General features: G+C 69.7%; 7 protein-coding genes. 4 read left to right on the top strand and 3 right to left on the bottom strand.

Annotated elements, in window-relative coordinates:
* Positions 1-12: 12 nt before the first annotated feature.
* Positions 13-2202: a glycoside hydrolase family 3 C-terminal domain-containing protein gene (locus DMH01_RS17170; RefSeq protein WP_125677917.1), complete on the bottom strand. Its 2190-nt coding sequence runs from the start codon at positions 2200-2202 to the stop codon at positions 13-15.
* Positions 2203-2452: 250 nt separating this feature from the next.
* Between DMH01_RS17170 and DMH01_RS17165 the strand changes: the two genes are divergently transcribed.
* From DMH01_RS17165 to DMH01_RS17150, 4 genes are all read left to right on the top strand, one after another.
* Positions 2453-5440 carry a glycoside hydrolase family 3 protein gene (locus DMH01_RS17165; RefSeq protein ID WP_199745516.1) on the top strand — a complete coding sequence of 996 codons (2988 nt, stop codon included), beginning with the start codon at positions 2453-2455 and terminating at the stop codon, positions 5438-5440.
* 37 nt (positions 5441-5477) lie between these two features.
* Positions 5478-6173, top strand: a complete 696-nt coding sequence (locus tag DMH01_RS17160; RefSeq protein WP_125677915.1) for a hypothetical protein — start codon at positions 5478-5480, stop codon at positions 6171-6173.
* Between the two features lie 209 nt (positions 6174-6382).
* On the top strand, positions 6383-7591 hold the full coding sequence (locus tag DMH01_RS17155) for an acyltransferase (RefSeq protein WP_125677914.1): 1209 nt from the start codon (positions 6383-6385) through the stop codon (positions 7589-7591).
* The gene (locus DMH01_RS17150; RefSeq protein WP_125677912.1) at positions 7584-8774 is read left to right on the top strand and encodes a cytochrome P450; all 1191 of its coding nucleotides are present in this window, start codon (positions 7584-7586) and stop codon (positions 8772-8774) included. The genes DMH01_RS17155 and DMH01_RS17150 overlap by 8 nt, the downstream gene beginning before the upstream one ends.
* Before the next feature lie 100 nt (positions 8775-8874).
* On the opposite strand, the gene DMH01_RS17145 is transcribed toward DMH01_RS17150, so the two are convergent.
* Complete coding sequence (locus DMH01_RS17145) at positions 8875-9369, bottom strand: TIGR03618 family F420-dependent PPOX class oxidoreductase (RefSeq protein ID WP_233621566.1); 495 nt, start codon at positions 9367-9369, stop codon at positions 8875-8877.
* A gap of 19 nt (positions 9370-9388) precedes the next feature.
* Positions 9389-21319, bottom strand: a complete 11931-nt coding sequence (locus tag DMH01_RS17140) for a type I polyketide synthase (RefSeq protein WP_158633237.1) — start codon at positions 21317-21319, stop codon at positions 9389-9391.
* Between the last annotated feature and the right edge of the window lie 29 nt (positions 21320-21348).

Genomic DNA, 21348 nt, shown 5'->3' with positions numbered 1-21348 from the left:
GATTCGACGGGCTCAGCCCTTGCTCAGTTCGATCAACCTGGGCAACGCGTCGGTGGGCAGCTCGACACCCCGGTAGGCCATGAGTTTGGTGAACTGGCGCATCGGCATCGAAGCGACCATGCGCATCCAGTCCACGCCACTCTCTGCCCGATTGCTCTGGCCGGCGAGCAACTTGCCGAGCTCCGGACCCACGATCGGGTGACCGAACCACTCCTCGACCGTCGAGTCGATCGACAGGACCGGGATGATGACGTCGCCGGCGAGCGTGACCGGCGCTTCGGCGACGATCTGCGCGGCGCTCCGGCCGATCTGGACGATGTAGTCGCCGGGCGAGACCACCCAACGGCTCAGTTCGACGTCGTACCAGGCGAAAGCTCGGCGATCGAGGGTGAGCTCGACGCGGCGGGTCTCGCCCGGTTCGAGCGAGATCTTGGCGAACGCGCGGAGTTCCCGGGCCGGGCTGCGAACGGGAGCGGCGTTGGTGGCGACGTAGACCTGAACGACGTGTTTGCCGGCGCGGGTTCCGGTGTTGGTGACGTTCACCGCGACGGTGGCGGAGTCGTCGCCCGTCGCCGTGACCGTCAGGTCGCCGGTCTCGAAGGTCGTGTAGGACAGGCCGTGGCCGAACGGATAGCGGACCGCGACCTCGGCGGTTTCGTAGTACCGGTAGCCGGCCATTACTCCCTCGCCGTATCGGACGCGGCCCGACTCGCCGGGGAAGTTGAGATAGCTGGGGTTGTCCTGCAAACGAAGCGGAATGCTCTCGGCGAGGTGACCCGACGGGTTGGTGACGCCGAAGAGGAGGTCGGCGAGCGCGCTGCCGCCGGCCTGACCGAGCAGCCAGCCGTCGAGAATGGCGTCGACGTCGTCGTGCCAGCTCTCCAGCGACACCACGCCGCCGTGGGAGAGGACGACCACGGTGCGCCTGCTCGCCGCCGCGACCGCCTTGATGAGTTCGACCTGTGCCGCGGGCAGGTCGATGGTGTCCCGGTCGAAGCCTTCGGATTCGTCCTTTTCGCCCAGACCGGTGAACACCACCGCGACGTCGGCCTCACGGGCGATCTCGACGGCGTTGTCGGCCAGGCCGCTCGCGTAGGTCACGGATTCACCGAGTTCGCGGATCGCGTCGAGCGCGGTATCGACCCTGGTGGGATTGACGTGGGAGCTGCCGCCGCCCTGAAAGCGGGGGTTCGCGGCGAACTCACCGATGACCGCGACCGCCGATCGCGAGGTCAGGGGCAACGTGTCCCGGTCGTTCTTCAGCAGGACGGCGCAGTCGGCGGCGACCTCCTTCGCCACCCGGTGCTGCTCGTCGGGATCCACGTCGCCACTCGGCGGCAACGCCCGGCCGATGAGGTCGAGGACGCGGCGGACACTCCTGTCGACGACGGCTTCGTCCAATTCCCCGCTCCGGACCGCCGCCACGATCTCGGCGTCGCCGCTGCCGCCGGTGCCCGGCATCTCGAGGTCCAGCCCGGCCGCGAGCGCGGCGACCCGGTCGTTCACCGCGCCCCAGTCCGAGACGACCAGACCGTCGAAACCCCATTCGTCCCGCAGGACGTCGGTGAGCAGGCGGCGGTTCTGAGAGGCGTAGACACCGTTGACGCGGTTGTACGAGCACATCACTGTCGCGGGGTGTGCTTCGGTCACGACACGTTCGAACGCCGGGAAGTAGATCTCGCGCAGGGTCCGTTCGTCGACCTCCACGCTGACCCGCATCCGGTCGGTCTCCTGGTTGTTGGCCGCGAAATGCTTCACCGACGCGCCCACGCCTTCGGACTGCATGGCCCGCACATAGGCACTGGCGAGGACGCCGCTCAGCAACGGGTCCTCCGAGTAGTACTCGAAGTTGCGACCGCACAACGGGGAACGCTTGATGTTCACGCCAGGGCCGAGTACCACCGAGACCCCTGCCGCGCGGGCCTCCCTGCCGATGGCCGCGCCGATCCGCGCGGCGACCTCGGGATCCCAGCTGGATCCCACCGCGACCGACGGCGGGAAACAGGTGGCGGACACGCTGTCGTGCACGCCGAGATTGTCGGCCTCGTCGTCCTGCCGTCGCAGGCCGTGCGGGCCGTCGGAGAACAGGATCGACGGGATTCCCGCGGCCTCGATCGGCTCGGTGTGCCAGAAGTCGCGGCCGGACAGCAGCGACGCCTTCTGTTCGAGCGTGAGGCCGACGGGTTCGATCTGGGAGGTCAACGGGATTCCTTCCGGCCGGCAACTGTCCACTGTGTTCGAGAGTGCCAGACGGATACACCGGTGGCACGGCGCCGCCGAAGAGCATTGTCTCGTCGTGTCCTGTCCGCTAACATCGCCGTAACGCGACTGTCGAATCGTTTCGACACTCGGATCTCCCGCTCGATCGCCACCCGATCACCACCGCTCGAAACTCGCTGAATATCGCCGCCCGTTTCGTCGAAGCGCTTCGATTACTCGCGATGGAGTCTTCATGAGCAGAGCAGCTCTCCCCGCCCGCCTCCGCCGGCTCGGCATGGTCGCCACGACGATCACCCTGGTGCTGGGCCTCGCCTCACCCGCGGTCGCGGACGAGCTGAACGCTCATCCGTTTCGCGATCCGGGCCTCCCGTTGACCACGCGCGTGGACGATCTCGTGCGGCGGCTGACCCTCGCGGAGAAGGTGTCGTTGCTGCACCAGTTCCAGCCGGCGATCCCGCGGCTGGGCATTCCCGAGTTCAAAACGGGAACCGAGGCATTGCACGGTCTCGGCTGGACGACCGAGCGCAACAACGGCGCCGTCGTGACCGCGAACGCCACCGTCTTCCCGCAGGCGATCGGGCTCGCATCGACGTGGGACCCGGCGTTGATCAAGCAGGTCGGCGCGGTCGTCGGTGACGAGGCGCGGGGCTACCACTCGCAGGATCCCGGCTTCTGGGGACTCCAGTTGTGGGCGCCGGTGGTGAACCTGCTGCGTGATCCGCGATGGGGACGCAACGAGGAGGGTTACTCCGAAGATCCCTTCCTGACCGGGGCGATCTCGACGGCGTACGGCAAGGGGATGACCGGCGACCATCCCGAGTACCTCAAGACCGCTCCGGTACTGAAGCACTACCTGGCCAACAACAACGAGATCCGCCGCGACACCACGTCGTCCAACCTGCGCCCGCGAGTGCTGCGCGAATACGACGAACAGGCGTTCAAACCGGCTATCGCGGCCGACGCGGCGACCGGCGTGATGGGGTCGTACAACCTCGTCAACGGACGGCCCGCGACGGTCAACCCCGACCTTCACGACGTCGTGCGGACGTGGACCGGCAAGACGCTCTACAACGTCAGCGACGCCTCCGCCCCGTACAACCTGACAGGCTCCGAGAAGTACTACGCGACCAACGAAGAGGGTTTCGCGGCCACTCTCAAAGCCGGTCTGGACGGCTTCACCGTCGACAACCAGAACCCCGGTCCGACCATCAAGATCATCACATCCGCGCTGGCCAAGGGGCTGCTCGCCGAGGCCGACATCGACCGGGCGGTGAAGCACGTCCTGAGCGTGCGCTTCCGACTCGGCGACTTCGATCCGGACGGCGGCCCGTACGCCAAGATCGGCAAGGACGTGGTCAACAGCCCGGCGCACCGGCAACTCGCCCGCAAGTCGGCGGGCGAGGCCATGGTGCTGCTGAAGAACGACCGCGGCGCCCTGCCGCTGGATCCGAAGCGCGGTGTCGCGGTCATCGGTCCGCTGGAGAAGACCCTGTACACCGACTGGTACTCCGGCGGATTGCCGTACAAGGTGACCCCGGTCGACGGGATCCGCGCGCGGCTCGGCGGCGGGGCACAGGTCACCGACACCGAGGCCGTCGACCGGATCGCCTTGCGCGATGCCGCCACCGGCAAGTACCTCAGCGGTGGTGCGGGCGATGCGGGCGCGGTGCTCAAGACCGGCGCCACCAGCGTCGGGGCCACGGAACAGTTCGACGCGTTCGAGTGGGGCGACGGCGTGCTGACCTTGCGCAGCGTCGCGAACGGGAAGTACGTCGAGCGGCAGAACCTCGCCGACGCCACAAGCCCGTTCCTCAACCAGGCACCGCAGCCGCGGGACTGGTTCGTCCACCAGCAATTCAAGCTCGAGGACGCGGGTGACGGCACGGTCGTGATCAGGTACGCCGGTTACGAGCTCCCGAACGACTGGGACGGGCCGAACAGCTACCTGACCGTCGCCGCCGACGGCACGCTGACCTTGGGCTCGCCGAACGCGGCGAGAGCGACCAAGTTCCGCAAGGAGCAGATCATCTCGGGGATCGACAGCGCGGTGAAGGCGGCACGCTCGGCCGAAACGGCGGTCGTGGTCGTGGGCAGCATGCCGTTCATCAACGGCCGGGAAGACCACGACCGCACTTCGACGGCGCTGGCGGGGAGCCAGAGCGAGCTGATCAAGGCCGTGCGCGCGGCGAATCCGAACACCGTCGTCGTGGTCGAGAACAGTTATCCCACGACCTTGAACTGGGAGCAGGAGAACATCCCGGCGATCGTGTGGACATCACATGCCGGCCAGGAGACCGGCAACGCGCTCGCCGACGTGCTGTACGGCGACGTGAACCCGGCGGGCCGGCTAACCCAGACCTGGTACCGCTCGGACGCCGAGCTCCCGGACATCCTCGACTACGACATCATGAAACGCGGCAGCACCTACCAGTACTTCACCGGTGATCCGCTCTACGCCTTCGGACACGGCCTGTCCTACACGAACTTCCGCTACAGCGACCTGCGCCTCGGCAAGCCGGGTCCACAAGGGACGTTCGAAGCGACGGTGAAGGTGACCAACACCGGGAAACGTGCCGGTGACGAGGTGGTGCAGCTCTACACCCATCAGCTGGTCTCCCGCGACAAGCAGCCGAACAAGCTGCTCCGAGACTTCGAGCGAGTGCACCTGGAGCCGGGGCAGACCAAGACGGTGCGCCTGTCCGTGCCCGACCTCCGGCATTGGGACGTCACCCGGGGCAAGTGGGTGTTGGAATCTTCCGTCCACGAGGTGATGGTCGGTGCGTCCGCTGCCGACATCCGGCTGCGCTCGGCGCTGCCCGTGCGTGGCGAGCAGATCCCGCCGCGCGATCTGACGCGGGACACCAGGGCGATCGACTTCGACGACTACTCGGGCGTCGAGCTGGTCGACGAAAGCAAGGTCCGCGGTGACGCGGTCGGCGTCGGCGCGGGAGACTGGCTGCGCTTCGGCGACGTGGATTTCCGTTCCGGGGCAAGGACATTCGCCGCGAGAACGGCCCGCGCCGAACCGGGGACGTCCACTGTGGAAATCCGGCTCGGCGGCCCACGCGGCAGGCTGGCCGGAACCGCCAAGATCGCCAGCACCGGCGACAAGTACACGTACTCGACGACCACCGCGACGTTGTCCGGAGTGAGCGGGCGGCACGACGTCTACCTCGTCTTCACCTCCGACTCGAGAATCAGCACGTTTTCTCTGCGGTAGCGGTCCATTGGTGAAATGACACGGAAGGAACCCGGCTATGCGTAGGCAAGCACGATCCTTGACGAGCGGTGTCGTCCTGGCGCTGATCGCCACCCTGGTGATAGGAGGGACAGCGCAGGCCGCCACCTGGAGCTCTTCGGACAAATGGGGGAGCTGGTCGAACGGCGGCTACACCGTCCGCAACAACGTCTGGGGCGGCGGTGCAGGCCCGCAGTCGATCTGGGCGAATTCCTACAGCAATTTCGGTGTCTGGGCGAACCACCCGAACACCGGCGGAGTGAAGTCATATCCGCATTCGGCGAAGAACGTCGGCCGCCAGTTGAGCGGACTGCGGAGCCTTTCCAGCAGTTTCACCGTCTCCCGGCCGGGTGGTGGCGCCTACGCGACGGCGTACGACATCTGGGCGAACAACAACGCCTACGAGATCATGCTGTGGATGAACAAGCAGGGTGCCGTGGGCGCGATCGGGTCGAAGGAGACCACGGTGTCCGTCGGCGGCCACACCTGGGACGTCTACCGGGGGAGCAACGGCGCCAACGCGGTGTTCTCCTTCCTGCGCACCTCCAACACGAACGCGGGTTCGGTCGACGTGCTCGCCGTGCTGAACTGGATCAAGAACCGCGGCTGGTACGGCGACGTGACGGTCGGCGAAGTGCAGTTCGGCTTCGAGATCACGTCTTCCAGCGGCGGCATGAACTTCTCGGCGAACAGCTACTCGGTGTCGTCGTCCTGATCGGTTGCCGGTGGCACGTCGCTCGTGAGCGGGGCGGGTCCGCATGCCGCGAAAGCCACTTTCGAGACGTCTGACGTCGCGAAAGTGGCTTTCGCGACGTGTCCCGACAGCACCGGAATCGTCCACCTCCACCGACGTTGCGAAAGCCCTAGATCAGGTCCGCACCGGCGGAGATGCCCTGCCGAGGAGCGGCCGCTGACGATGGGGACATGGACATTCCCCCCGCGTCCGCGGCCGTTTCGGGCCGTCGGGCGGCGCGAAACGCGCGGGTCCCGCGCCTGCCGTCGCTGACAGGGATGCGCTTCGTCGCCGCGTTCACGGTCTTTCTCTCCCATCTCACCCTGGAGGACCTGTTCGCCGACGACGGCGTCCAGAGATCGATGACGGCGACGTTCATCCAAGGCGGCTTCACCGGGGTCGGATTCTTCTTCGTGCTCAGCGGTTTCGTGCTGGCCTGGTCCGCGCGGGAGAAGGACACCGCGCGGACCTTCTGGCGACGGCGGTTCTTCAAGATCTACCCGAACCACGTCGTCACCTTCGTCGCGGCGGCGTTGCTGCTGGGGTTCGTCGCGAACGAGACCTTCGACCTCGGGACGGCGGCGCTGAACCTGTCGCTGTTGCAGGCCTGGGCGCCGGTCGACGGCGGCTTCAACATCGTCTCGTGGTCCCTCTCCTGCGAAGTGCTGTTCTACCTGTCGTTCCCCTTGCTGTTCCGGTACATCCGCCGGATCCGGCCGGACCGGCTGTGGCTTTGGACCGGCGTGGTCGTCGCGGTGATCCTGCTGGTCCCGCTCGCCGCGACCTCGCTGCCGAACGAGCCCTACCTCTGGTACGCCGAGACCTCGGTGCCGCGGTTCTGGTTCGTCTACGCGTTCGCTCCTGTACGGCTGCTCGATTTCGTGTTCGGGATCCTGCTGGCCCGTGTCGTGCTGGAAGGGCGCCGCCTGCCGATGGGGCTCGGCTGGGCCGCGGTCCTTTCGGTGGCCGCCTACGCGGTGGCGCCGTTGTTCCCGATGACTTACAAGCTGACGGCGGTCACGGTGGTGCCCCTCGGCCTGCTCATCGCGGCGGGCGCGGTGGCCGACCGTGAAGGACGGCGAACCTTCTTGGCCGGCCCCCGGATGGTGTGGCTCGGTGAAGTCTCCTTTGCCTTCTACATGGTGCATTGGCTGGTGCTCACCTTCGGCGTGCGCTGGCTCGGAGACCAGTGGGGCACACCGGCGGCGTTGGGAGTGGCCGCCCTGCTGTTCGGCGTGACGCTCGCTTTGGCGTGGCTGCTCCACGCGGGCGTGGAACGACCCGTCATGCGGCGGTTCTCCCTACGGCGCAGACCGAAACTCGTTCTGTATCGGCAAGAACCGGCTTCCGCGAAGGCCGCGGCACCGGAACCCACGGTGAGGATGGAAGACCATGGCTGAAGAACTCGAAAGTTTCCCGTTCCCCCTGGGCCCGCGTGGTCGTCCTGTCGACGACTACGAACGCCGTTTGCGGGAATGCCCGCTCGGCAACGTACGGCTGCAGAGCGGCGACGTGGCCAGGCTCGCGGTCCGCTACGACGACGTCGTCAAGGTGCTCAGCGACCAGCGGTTCAGCCGGAACCTCACGTACGAGGGGGCGCCGAGGCAGGCCGACGGTCTCGATTTCACCGTCGACCCCGACATCATCATGAACATGGACCCGCCCCGCCACACCCGGCTGCGCCGCCTGCTGGCGGGAACCCTGACCCCGCGCAAGGTCGAGGAGTGGCGGCCCAGGGTGCGCACCATGGCCAACAAGATGATCGACGGACTCGAAGGCCCCGTCGTCGACGTGGTGAGCACGATCGCGTTCCCGTTCGCCGTCGAGGTGATCAGCGAGGTGATGGGGGTACCGGGGATCGACGCCGAGCGGATCCGGCACTGGTCGGATCTCCTGCTCCCGTCCGGCGGCCTCGGGATCGAAGAGCAGACCGCGGCGCTGATGGAGTTCGCGGCGTACTGCGTCGAACTGATCGAACAGGTCCGCCACCTGCCGGGTGACGGCGTGCTCCAGACGATGATCCAAGCGCGGTACGAAGGCGACCGGCTCACCGACGACGAGCTGGTGCGCAACACGATCGGGATGTTCCTCGCCGGGCACGAGACGACCGGATCGGTGCTCTCCCGTGCGTTCCTGCGGCTTTTGGCCCCGCGTGAGCATTACGACCGCCTGGTCGCCGAGCCCGGCCTGATCCCCGGCGCGGTCGAGGAACTGCTGCGCGTCGAGGTACCGGGGGACGGTGCCCCGCTCCGGGTCGCGCTGGAAGACGTCGAGCTGGCGTCTGGGACGATCCGCAAGGGCGAAGCGGTCGTCGCGTCCTTCGTCGGCCCGAACTACGACCCGTCGATCTACGACGCCCCGCGGGAGCTGCGCCTCGACCGTGACGAGAAGGCCCATCTGACCTTCGGCCGCGGGGTGCACTTCTGCCTCGGGGCGAACCTGGCGCGGATGGAGATGCAGGAGCTGATCGCCGCCTTCGTCGACCGGCATCCGCGGCTCTCGCTCGCGGAGAACCCGGATGAGGTCGAGTGGACCGACAGCGCCTTCAAGCGGCCGTCCCGGCTACTGCTGAACCTGCGCTGAACAGCAAAGGTGGCAGGGTTGCGGCCCAGGCGGTAGTGAAGGCCTCCTTCCTTACTCTGAAGGTAGGGAAGGAGGCCTTCACTACGCGTTGGCAAGCCGGCTACCACTGCCACCGGGTGGGCGTCCCGGTGAAGTTCTCGGCCCGCATGCCGAACGCCCACGCCGGCTGGATCGCCACGACGGCGTTGACGTCCGGGTCGTAGCTGTAGGCCGACGAGTACTTCGCGTTGGCCGTTTCGACGAACGTGGCGATGGCTTCGGGATCCGTGACGAACTCCGCGACGCCGTCGAGGACGACCGGGTCGAGCGCGTCGTCGATGGTGACGGTGCAGCGGGGATCCGCGCGCAGGTTGCGCATTTTGCGCGAAGTGTGGGTGCTGCCGAACCAGAGCGCCTCACCGTCCCAGGCCGCCCACACCGGCATCACGTGCGGCCTGCCGTCGGGCCGGACGGTCGCGACCCAGTAGTTCATCGTGGCGCGCAGTTTGTCGTCGGCCCACGACCAGGGCAGCAGCCCGGATTCATCCTGTTCGGTGCCGTAACCGGGCATGTGCGGGCGGCCTGCCTTCAGCGGTTCTCGGATACCAGCGCTCATTTTCCCTGCTTTCCTTCTCTCAGGCGGCCGACGCGTCGTCGTCGAAGGCGAGGACGTCGTCGATGATGTCGAACAGTTCGTCTTCCGACGCCGAGTCGAGGTCGTCGTCGCCGGGAAGTGCCGGGCGCGCCTTGAGCGCCATCGCTTCGAGTCTCTCGGCGATCTCGGCATCGATGTCCACAGTGGACAGGGTGGTTTCGAGTTCACGGAGTTTCGCGAGCACGGCCCGTGTCGCGTCAGCCCGGTCGTCGCCCAGGCACTCGTCGAGGTGCCCGGCGAGACCGGCCGGGGTCGGCTGTTCGTAGACGACGGTGGTGGCGAGCCGGAGCCCGGTCTCGGCGTTGAGCCGGTTGCGGAGCTGGATGGCGGCGAGCGAGTCCATCCCGAGGTCGCGGAACGGCTGGTGCACGCCGATCACGTCGTCGTCGTGACCGGAGACCGCGGAGACCGCGCGCACCACCAGGTCGAGCAGGACGGTCCGGCGTTCCTCGGCCGATACCCCGGCGAGCCGGTCACTCAGCGATGTCTCGGCCGTCGTGACCACCTGCGGTCCTTCCACCAGCTCGTCGAACATCCGGCTGGCCCGGGTCGCGGTGTGGGCAGGGGCGAACCGGGTCCAATCGACGTCACCGAGCGCCTGCACGGCCACCGGGCGGGCGAGCGCGCGGTCCAGCGCCGCCAGCGCGGTCTCCGTGCTCATACCCGACACACCTTCGTGCTGGCTCTGGCCGGGGACCGCGGTCCCCATGCCTTCGTCCGCCCACGGCCCCCAGGCCACCGCGGTGGCGGGCAGCCCGAGCGCCGCCCGATGCTGGGCGATCGCGTCGACGGCGGCGTTCGCCGCGGCGTAGTTGGCCTGGCCGGGAGCGCCGAAAGTGCCCGCCATCGAGGAGAACAGGACGAACTGTTCGAGCGGCAGGTCCCTGGTCAGCTCGTGCAGCCGCCAGGCGGCGCCTGCCTTCACCTCGAACACGGTCTCCAGCCGTCGCGCGGATTGGGCGTCCAGTACGCCGTCGTCGAGGAGTCCGGCCGCGTGCACCACACCGGTCACCGGATGCTCGGCGAGCAGGGCTCGCAGCGCTTCCCGGTCGGCGACGTCGCAGGCTGAGATCGTCACGGCGGTACCCAGCGCGGTCAGTTCGGCGCGCAGTTCTTCGGCTCCAGGCGTCTCCGCGCCACGACGGCCGGCGAGGATCAGATGTGGTGCGCCGCGGGCGGCCAGCCATCGAGCGACCCGCTTACCCAGCGCGCCGAGCCCGCCGGTGACCAGGACCGGGCCCGACGGCCGCCAGCCCGCCCCGGTCTCCGGGAACTCGAGCGTCCTCAGCCGTCGCACGTGGAGCCCGCTCGCCCGCACCGCGAAGTGGTCTTCACCGTCGTCGCAGGTCAGTGCCTCGCAGACGTGGGCCCAGTCGGTGTCGCCGGGTTCCGGTGGCAGGTCGACGAGGCCGCCCCAGCGGTGCGGGGCTTCGAGCGCGACCACCCGGCCGAGCCCCCAAACGGCCGCCTGGCAGGGATCCGGCGGCGCGTCGGCGGGCCCGGTCGCGACCGCGCCGGTGGTCACCGCCCAGACCGGTGCTGCGATCGAGGTCCGCTCCAAGGCCTGGACGAGCGCGAGCACGTCCGCCGTCGTGCCCGCCAGCCAGAGGATGCCGTCGGGAGCGGTCTCCGTGAGCCGTTCCGCCCAGCCGTCGGAGCCGGTGTGCCGGACGAGCCGCACCGTGCAGCCGCGTTCGCTCAAGGCCCGCTCCGCCTTGGTGACCCGTTCGTCGAGGCCGGTCTCCGGCGGGGCGATCACCAGCCAGTTCCCGGTCGGCAGGGGGTGCACCCGGGGATTCCTGAGCCGCCAGGCGGGTTCGGTCGCGACCGGATCCTTTGTGGACTGTCGCCGGTGGATCCAGTAGCGCCTGCGCTGGAAGGCGTAGCCGGGCAGGTCCACCCGGCGGCCGCCCTCGTACCACGGCGAGAAGTCCACGTCGGACCCGCGCGTGTACAGCGTCGCGAGCGCCGCGCCCAGCGTCTCGGTCTCGTGCCTGCCACGCCGGAGACAGGACACGAGTTCGATCGCGTGGTCGGCGAGGGCCTGCTGCCCCAGCGTGGTGAGGGCGTTGCCGGGTCCGGTTTCGACGATGGTGCGAGCGCCTTGGGCGGCGATCGTGCGCAGGGCGTCGCCGAACCGGACGGTGTCCCTGGCGTGCCGTACCCAGTACTCCGGGGTGCTCGCTTCCGACGGTTCGAGCCGTTCCCCGGTCACGCACGAGACGATCGGCACCTCCGCCGGGCGGAAGTCCAGCGTGTCCAGAACCCGCCGGAAACCGGCCAGCATCGGATCCATATGCGGCGAGTGGAACGCGTGGCTCACCGCGAGCCGTGTCACCCGGCCACCGGCGGCGGTGACGGTCGCCGAGAGCGCCAGAACGGCGTCCTCGTCACCGGAGATCACTACGGAACCGGGCCCGTTCACGGCCGCGATCCCGACCCGGCCGGGATACTCCGCGAGCAGGTCTTCGAGTTCGTGCTCTCCCGCACGCAAGGCGACCATCGCGCCGCCGGGCAGTGCCTGCATGAGCCTTCCTCGCGCGGCCACCAGCGCTGCGGCGTCGGAAAGCGAGAGCACTCCCGCGGCGTACGCGGCGGCGATCTCGCCGACCGAATGCCCGGCGAGCAGCCCCGGCCGTACCCCGAAACCGGTGAGAACCCGGAACACGGCCACTTCGACGGCGAAGACGGCGGGCTGGGTGAAGTCGGTGCGATCCAGCAGTGCCGCCTCCGGTGTACCCGGCGCGGCGAACACGACGTCCGCTAGCGGGCGTTCCAGGTGCGGGTCCAGTTCCGCGCACACCTCGTCGAAAGCCTCGGCGAAGCCGGGCAGATCCTCGCGCAGCCGCCCGGCCATCCCCGGGTACTGGCTGCCTTGCCCGGGGAAGACCACCGCGACCGGTCCGTCGGTGACCTCGCCGGTGACGAGGGCGGCGTCGGCAAGCGCGGTCGTCAGGTCGTCGGTGTCGCGGCCGAGCACCACCGCGCGGTACCGGTGCCGGGCACGCGTCGTGGCCAAGGAGTACGCCAAATCGAGCGGATCGCTGCCAGGCGTGATGTGCCGCGCCAACCGCCGGGCCTGCTCCGTCAGCGCGCCGGGTGAGGCCGCGGAGAAGATCCACGGGACCAGCGGACCTCCTCGCGCTGGGGCGGGTTCGGGGGTTTCCGGCTCTGGTCGTTCCAGGATGACGTGCGCGTTGGTGCCGCTGATCCCGAACGCGGACACGGCGGCGCGGCGCGGCCGGTCCGTCTCCGGCCAGGGCGTCGGTTCGGTGATCAGCGCGATGCCGCCGTCGTTCCAGTCGAGGTGGGCGCTGGGCCGGTCGTGGAGCAGCCCGGGCAGGGTGCCGTGGCGCATCGCCTCGATCATCTTGAGCACACCCGCGATTCCCGCGGCGGCCTGGGCGTGGCCGAGATTGGCCTTCGCGGACCCGACGAGCAGCGGGTGGCGCCTGTCCTTTCCGTAGGCGGCTTGCAGCGCTCCCGCCTCGATGGGGTCGCCGAGGGTGGTCCCGGTGCCGTGCGCTTCGACCACGTCGATGTCCTGTGTGGACAGTCCGGCGTCGGCGAGGGCGCCGGTGATGACACGTTGCTGTGCCCGTCCGCTGGGCGCGGTGAGACCATTCGAGGCGCCGTCGGAATTGATCGCGGAGCCCTTGAGGATCGCCAGGACAGGGTGGCCGTTGCGCCGGGCGTCGGACAGCTTCTCCATGACGACGATCCCGGCGCCCTCGGCCCAGGCGGTGCCGTCGGCGTCGGCGGAGAAGGGCTTGCAGCGTCCGTCCGGCGCGAGGCCGCGTTGCTCGGAGAACTCCACGAACAGCTTCGGGGTGGCCATCACCGTGGCGCCACCGGCGAGGGCGAGTTCGCTTTCGCCGTTACGCAGGGACTGCGCGGCCAGGTGCATCGCCACCAGCGACGAGGAACAGGCCGTGTCCAGCGTGATCGCCGGTCCCTCGAAACCGAACACATACGACACCCGGCCGGAGGCGACACTGCCGGCGTTGGCCACCGACACCTGGCCGACGAGGTCCTCGGGCAGCTCGGCGAGCGGGAGCGCGTAGTCCCCGCCCATGATGCCCGTGAAGACACCGGTCCTGCTGCCGCGCAGCGTGGCCGGATCGATCCCCGCCGATTCCAGCGCGTGCCAGGAGACCTCCAGGAGCAACCGCTGCTGAGGATCCATCACGAGGGCCTCGCGCGGTGACAACCCGAAGAACTCCGCGTCGAATTCCGTGGCCGTGGTGAGGAAACCGCCGTGCCGGACGTAGGACTTGCCCGGTGTCTCGGGATCCGGGTCGTAGATCCCGGCCAGATCCCAGCCCCGGTCGGTGGGGAACTCCGAAACGACGTCGCGTCCCTGGGCGAAGACCTCCCACAAGTCCCGCGCCGATTCCACGCCGCCCGGATAACGGCATCCTGCACCGACGATCACGATGGGGTCGTCGTCGACGGCGCGGACCGGCGCGGGAGTGTTTGCGGCTGCTCGCGGTGCCAGGTCTCCCCAGAACCTGTCCGCGAGGTACTCGGCCAGCGCGCCGGGGGTCGGATGGTCGAAGACCAGGGTCGCCGGCAGGCGCAGCCCGACCGCCTCTCCGAGCCGGTTGCGCAGTTCCAGGCCGGTGAGGGAGTCGAAACCGAGGTCCTGGAACGCCCGGTCGCTCACGACCGAATCCTTCGTGGTGTGGCCGAGTACCGCCGCGACGGTACGCCGGACGAGTTCGATCATCGCCGCCTCGTCCCGTTCTGGCGGCAACGAGGGCCCGGCCGCGCTCGCTTCCCGCACGGCGGCCGCGACACGCCGCGACGGTGCGGCCAGCGCGGAGAACAGTGGCGAACGCTGGTCGCGCAGCGCGGTGACGTCGAGGCGCGCGGGTACCAGCAGGGCGGGAGCGCCGACGAGCGCGGCGTCGAACGCCGCGAGCCCTTGCTCGGTGGACAGGGGCAGCAGGCCGCGGCGGGCCATCCTGGCGACGTCGGTCTCGGACAGATGCCCGGTCATCCCCGTGTCGAGCGCCCACAGTCCCCAGGCGAGCGACGTCGCGGGCAGACCGAGCGCGCGGCGATGGTGGGCGAGGGCGTCGAGGTAACTGTTGGCCGCCGCGTAGTTCGCCTGGCCCGCGTTGCCGATGATGCCCGCGATCGAGGAGAACAGCACGAACGCCGCGAGGTCCAGTCCGTCGGTGAGCTCGTGCAGATTCCGCGCGCCGTCGACCTTCGACCGGAAGACGGTGTCCACATTGGACTCGGTGAGCGATTCGACCGTGCCGTCGTCGAGTACACCGGCGGCGTGGACGACCGCGGTCAACGGGTGTTCGGCGGGGACGGCGTCGAGCACCTCGGCCAGCCGGTCCCGGTCGGCGACGTCACAAGCGGTCACCGTCACCCGCGCGCCCGCCCTGGTCAGCTCGGCGACCAGTTCACCGGCGCCCTCGGTCTCCATGCCCCGTCGGCCGGTGAGCAGCAGGTGACGGGCGCCGTGTTCGGCGACGAGATGCCGGGCGATCAGTCCGCCAAGGCTGCCGACACCGCCGGTGACGAGCACCGTCCCGTCCGGATCGAGCGCCTTTTCCCGCCGGTCGGCGGGTTCGGTCACCCTGACGAGCCGGGGCACGAGCACCCGGCCGCCGCGGACCGCCGACTGTGGTTCGCCCGCGGCGAATGCCTGCTCCGGTGTGCTTTCGTGATCGAGGTCGGCGATCAGCACGCGGTCCGGTGCTTCCGACTGCGCGGCGCGGACCAGCCCCCACACCGGGGAACCGGCGGTTTCGGGCGAATCGTCGTCCACCGTGGTCGCGATCGCCCGCCGGGTGAGCACGACGAGCTTCGCGGCGGCGAAGGTCTCGTCGGTGATCCAGTCCCGCACCAGTTCCAGCGCCTCGATCGTGACCGCGCGGGGATCGGCCGAGCCGTCCTCCGGTCCACAAGGGACGCCGACGAGATCGGGCAGCTGTCCGCCCTCGCCGAGCGACGCGCGCAGCGCGGCCAGATCGTCGAAGACGGCGAACGACGGCGTTTCGGCCGGCGCCGCCGGGATCCAGTCCACGTGCTGCAGGGTGCGGTTCACCCGCCGTCCGGCGAGCTTGGTGAGGTCGACCTGCCGGAGGGTGAGGGAGTCGATCGTCGCGACGGGTTCGCCCGCTCCGTCGGACAGGGTCAGGGCGACCGCGTCGTCGCCCGCCGGAGCGACGTGCACCCGGAGGACTGTCGACCCGGTCGAGTGAAGATCGATCGACGTCCAGGCGAAGGGAAGCCGTACGGTGTCGTCTCCGGTTCTCCCGGCGAGGATCGCGTGCAGTGCTGCGTCGAGCAACGCGGGATGGATGCCGAAACCCGTTCCATCCGCTTCCGCGGGCAGCGCGACCTCCGCGTACAACTCCTCGCCGAGCCGCCACAAGGCGCGAAGTCCCTGGAAGGCGGGACCGTATTCGTAACCGATGTCGGCGAGACGCGCGTAGGAGCCGTCGAGGTCGACGGCTTCCGCGCCCGAGGGTGGCCACTCCCGTAGTCCCCGGCCTGGTGCGGCGGGCGTGGTGAGGGATCCGGTCGCGTGGCGGTTCCAGCCGGATTCGCCGTCGGAATCCGCGGGTCGTGAGTGGACGGTGAAACCTCGCCGTCCCGGTTCGCCCGCGGTGACCGTGAGCTGCAGTTCGACGGCGCCGTCGGCCGGGATGATCAGGGGGTTCTCCAGGGCCAGCTCGTCCACCCGTCGGCAGCCGATCCGGTCACCGGCGTGCAGGGCCAGCTCCGCGAAGGCCGCTCCGGGCAGGAGGACCGTGCCATTGACGGCGTGGTCGGCCAGCCAGGGATGGGTCGACAGCGAAAGCCTGCCGGTCCACAGTGATCCGTCGCCGTCCGCGAGGGTGACCATCGCGCCTAGCAGAGGATGGCCGGCGTCTCGCAGGCCCAGTGACGCCGACCCGGCGGCGCCCGTGGACGGCGTGAGCCAGAAACGCTCGGTCTGGAAGGGATAGGTGGGCAGCGAGACGAGCCTGCCGCCGGGGAAGACGGTGTCCCACTCGACTCCGGCCCCGTGCACGGCGGCTTCGGCGAGCGAGCGCCGGAACCGGGGGAGGCCGCCTTCGCCTCGCCTCAACGTGCCGAGCGCGACGCCCTCACGTGCGGACTCGTCCAGGATCTCCTGCAGCCCCACGGTGAGCACGGGGTGGGGGCTGCATTCGACGAACAGCGCGTGTCCGTCGTCCGCCAGCCGCCGGATCACGCGGTCGAATTCGACCGGGTTCCGGAGGTTCCGGTACCAGTACTCGGCGTCCAGGCAGGCGGTGTCGATCAGGCCGCCGGTGAGCGTCGAAAGGAACGGTACTTCGCTTGTCCGGGGAGCCAATTCGGCCAGCAGTTCGAGCAGGGGAGCGTGGAGCTCCTCGACATGGGCCGAGTGGGACGCGTAATCGACCGGAAGCCGCCTGGTCCGGACGCCCGTGTCCCGGAGTTCCGCGGTCAGTTCGTCCAGCGCCGCTGGATCACCCGACAGCACCGTCGCCGACGGCCCGTTCGCCGCCGCGATCGAGACCCTGCCGTTCCAGCGTTCGATCCGACGCCCGGCCTCCGCTCTGGGCAGCGCGACCGAGAGCATCCCGCCTCGGCCGGAGATCGCGCGGATCGCCTTGCTGCGCAACGCGACCACTCGCGCGCCGTCCTCCAGGGACAACGCGCCCGCCGCGGTCGCCGCCGCGATCTCGCCCTGCGAATGGCCGACGACGGCGGCGGGCCGCACCCCGTGCGACTCCCACAGCGCGGCGATCGAGACCATCACCGCCCACAGCACCGGCTGGACGACGTCGACCCGCTCCAGCGCCTCCTTGTCGGCCAGGGCCTCCGGCAGGAGCCAGTCCACGTGTGGTTCGAGCGCCCGTCCGCAGTCGGCCATGCGTTCGGCGAACACCGGGCTGGTGTCCAGCAGTTCCTTGGCCATACCGACCCATTGGCTGCCCTGGCCCGGGAAGACGAACACCGGGTGCGGATCCGCCTTGTCCTCACCGGCGAGGACCTCCGCCGCCGACTCCCCGGCGGCGAGCGCGGCGAGACCGTGGAGGAGTTCCTCGCGATCGCCTCCCAGCACGGCCGCCCGATGGGCGAAGCGGGTCCTCGCGCTCGCCAAGGTGAAGCCGGCGTCGTGGACGTCGAGCGCGGGGTCGGACTCGATGCGCTCGCGCAGCCGATCCGCTTGGTCCCTCAGCGCTTCTTCGCTGTTCGCCGAGAGGATCAGCGGCACGACCGGAGCGGTTTCCGGGACCGTTTCGGGCTCGTCCGGGGCCTCTTCGAGTACGACGTGGGCGTTGGTCCCGCTGATCCCGAACGACGACACCGCCGCGCGGCGTTTGCGGCCGGTGTCCGGCCAGGGCGTGTGCTCCGCGAGCAGCTCGACCCGGCCGGTCGACCAGTCCACGTGCCGGGACGGTTCGTCCAGGTGCAGCAGCTTCGGCAGCATTCCGTACCGCATCGCCTGGACCATCTTGATCACGCCGCCGACCCCGGCCGCGGCCTGGGCGTGGCCGAGGTTCGACTTGAGCGAACCGAGCAGCAGCGGATGGTCCGCCGGCCGTGCCTGGCCGTAGGTGGCGAGCAGCGCCTGCGCCTCGATCGGGTCGCCGAGGGTGGTACCCGTGCCGTGCGCCTCGACGGCGTCCACGTCCGAGGCGCGAAGACCGGCGTCGGCGAGCGCGTCCAGGATCACCCGTTCCTGCGCCGGTCCGCTCGGAGCGGAGAGCCCGTTCGACGCGCCGTCGGAGTTGACCGCCGAGCCCCGCAGCAGGGCCAGTACCCGGTGCCCGTTCCGCCGTGCGTCGGACAGCCGCTCGACCACGAGCACGCCGACGCCTTCCGCCCACGCCGTGCCGTCCGCCGACGCGGCGAAGGACTTGCAGCGGCCGTCCGGGGCGAGGCCCCGCAGCCGGGAGAATTCGACGAACATCTCCGGCGTCGCCATCACGGTGACACCGCCGGCGAGCGCCAGATCGCTGTCCCCCGAGCGGAGTGACCGCGCCGCGAGGTGAAGTGCGGTGAGCGACGAGGAGCAGGCGGTGTCCACCGTCACCGAAGGACCGTGCAGCCCGAACACATAGGACAGTCGCCCGGAGACCACGCTGGAGGTGTTCCCGGTGATCATGTGCCCTTCGAGACCGTCCGGCACGGTGTGCACCCGCGGCGCGTAGTCGTGGTGCATGACGCCTGCGAACACCGCGGTCCGGCTGCCGCGCAGGCTCGCCGGGACGATGCCCGCGTCCTCGAACGCCTCCCACGCCGCGGACAGCAACAGACGCTGCTGCGGGTCGGTGGTCAGCGCCTCCCGCGGTGAGATGCCGAAGAACCCCGCGTCGAATTCGGCCGCGTCATGAAGGAAGCCGCCGTTGCGGGTGACGGAATGCCCTTGCCTGCCCGGGTCGGGGTCGTAGAGCGAGTCGATGTCCCACCCGCGGTCGCGGGGGAGTTCCCCGATCGCGTCGATGCCGTCGGCAGCCAGCCGCCAGAGCCCTTCCGGATCGCTGACCCCGCCGGGGAAGGTGCAGGCCATGCCGATGATCGCGATCGGCTCGTGCGCCTCGGCGGGTTCCGACACTGTCGCGGGGGGACGGCGCTCCGGCTCCTCGCCGGACAACAGTGAACTCAGGTGGCGGATGAGGTCTTCGGGGGTGGGGTGGTCGAAGATCACGGTTTCGGGCACGGTCACGCCCAGCGCCTCGGTGAGCCGCCTGGCCAGTTCCGCGCCCATGATCGAGTCGAAACCCAGTTCGGTGAACAGGCGGCCGGGCGGCGCGTCGTCGAGCCCGAGTACCGCCGCCGCGTGGCCGAGGACGGCTCCGGTGATCGTGCGCTCGGTGTCCGCTGTGGACGGTGCCTCGGCGGCCGGGAGGGTGTCGAGCCAGTGGCGTTCGCGCTGGAAGGCGTACCCGGGAAGGTCCACTGTCGACGGCCGCCCGCCCGGGAAAAGCGCGTTCCAGTCGACGGAGGCACCTTCGACGTACGCGGAAGCCACGGCGGCGAGGAAGTCCCTGACGCCGGACCGAAGCGGGGTCTCCTGTCCGTTCGACGACAGGAGCGCGGCGGTTTCTCCAGCGTGTTCCGCCGCCGGGGCGGCGAGCACCGCCTCGATCAGCTCACCCGCCGGGATCGTCCGGGTCACATACGCCGCCGCGAACTCGCCGATCCCTTCCCCGGAAACCGTTTCCGGCGCGATCCCCGAAGCGCTCAGCAGGCGGTGGATCGCGACCTGGGCGGCGAACGTCCGCGCCGCCGCGTTGTCGTTTCCTTCGCCGAAGAGCGCGAGCGCTTCGGCGAACGCCGTGCCGAACGAAGGGAACGCGTCGCGCAAGTCGCCGAAGTCCCCGGGTGCCGATCCGAACCGCAGTTCCGCGGACCAGCCGGGGACGGCTTCCGGTACCTCGGTGCTCACTTCGTCCAGCGCGGCCAGCAGTTCGGCCCGATCACCCGCGACGACGGCGGCCCGGTACTCGAACGCGGTCCGCGTGGTGGCGAGGGACCAGGCGATCTCCGCGAAAGCCTGTTCTGGACGCGCGATGAGATGGGCTCGCAGCCGGTCGGCCTGGGCGCGCAGCGCGGACGGCGTCCGGCCGGAGATCACGCAAGCCGCGGACGGCGGTGCCGCGACGGCGGCGCACGGTGCGGGCTCTGGAGCCGTGGTGAGCACGACGTGGCAGTTCGTGCCGCCCATCCCGAGCGAGGTGACACCGGCGGCGCGTTCGGCTTCGTCCCAGACCGTCCCCTCGGAACAGACGCGCAACTTCAGTTCTTCCAGCGGAATCCGCGGATTCGGCTCGCGGAAGTGCAGGCTGGGCGGGATTTCCCCGTGGTGGACGGCGAGGGTGGCTTTGATCAGCCCGACCACCCCGGCCGCGGCTTCGAGATGCCCGAGGTTCGTCTTCACCGAGCCCACGGGCAACGGCGCCGACCGGTGACGGCCGTACACGGCACCCAGCGCCGCGGCCTCGATCGGGTCGCCGACCTTGGTCCCGGTCCCGTGAAGTTCGACGTAGCCGACGTCGGCCGGAGAGATGCCGCCGCCTTCGAGGGCCTGGGTCAGGACCTGTTCCTGCGCTGCCCGATCCGGCACGGTGAGACCGGCGCCGCCGCCGTCGTTGTTGACCGCGCTGCCCGTGATCACCGCGTAGATCCGGTCGCCGTCGGCGATCGCGGCGTCCAGCGGTTTGAGCACGACGATGCCGCCGCCTTCGCCCCGCACGAAACCGTCCGCCGCCGCGTCGAAGGTGCGGCAACGTCCGCCGGCGGACAGGCCACCGAATTTCTCGGCTTCGCGCGCGCTCGCCGGGACCAGATTCAGGTTCACGCCGCCCGCGAGCGCGATGGTGGATTCGCCGCAGAGCAGGCTCCGCGCGGCCAGGTGGACGGCGACCAGCGAGGAGGACTGTCCACTGTCGACAGTGATACTCGGGCCGCGCAGTCCGCAGAAGTAGGACACCCGGTTGGCGATCAGACCGCGTTGGAGGCCGGTGAAACTGTGCTGCGTGGTGACGCCGAGTTCCTGGGCCAGCCGGGCGTAGTCGTCCCGCATCGCGCCGAGGAACATGCCGCAGTCCTGGCCGCGCAGGGTCGCGGGGACCAGGCGGGCGTCTTCCATCGCCTCCCACGCCAGTTCGAGCGCGAGCCGTTGCTGCGGGTCGAGTACCGCCGCCTCGCGCGGTGACACGCCGAAGAAAGCCGCGTCGAAACCTTCGACGTCGGCCACGAACGACCCGTACCGCGAACCGGCGTCACCGCCGGAATCCCAGCGGTCGTCCGGGACCTCGGTGACCATGTCCCTCGCCGCGCGCAGGACGTCCCAGAACTCGGAAACGTCCGCCGCTCCCGCGACCCGGCAGGCCATGCCGACGATCGCGACCGATCCGGACCGCGCGAAATCTTCCCCACCAGACATGGCTCCGAAACTACGGCCGCCGCCGAAGC

It is taken from the genome of Amycolatopsis sp. WAC 04182, assembly GCF_003947465.1.
Classification (GTDB): Bacteria; Actinomycetota; Actinomycetes; order Mycobacteriales; family Pseudonocardiaceae; genus Amycolatopsis.
Note: the sequence above shows the minus strand (reverse complement) of the source record. Positions and strands in the feature narration are given on the sequence as shown.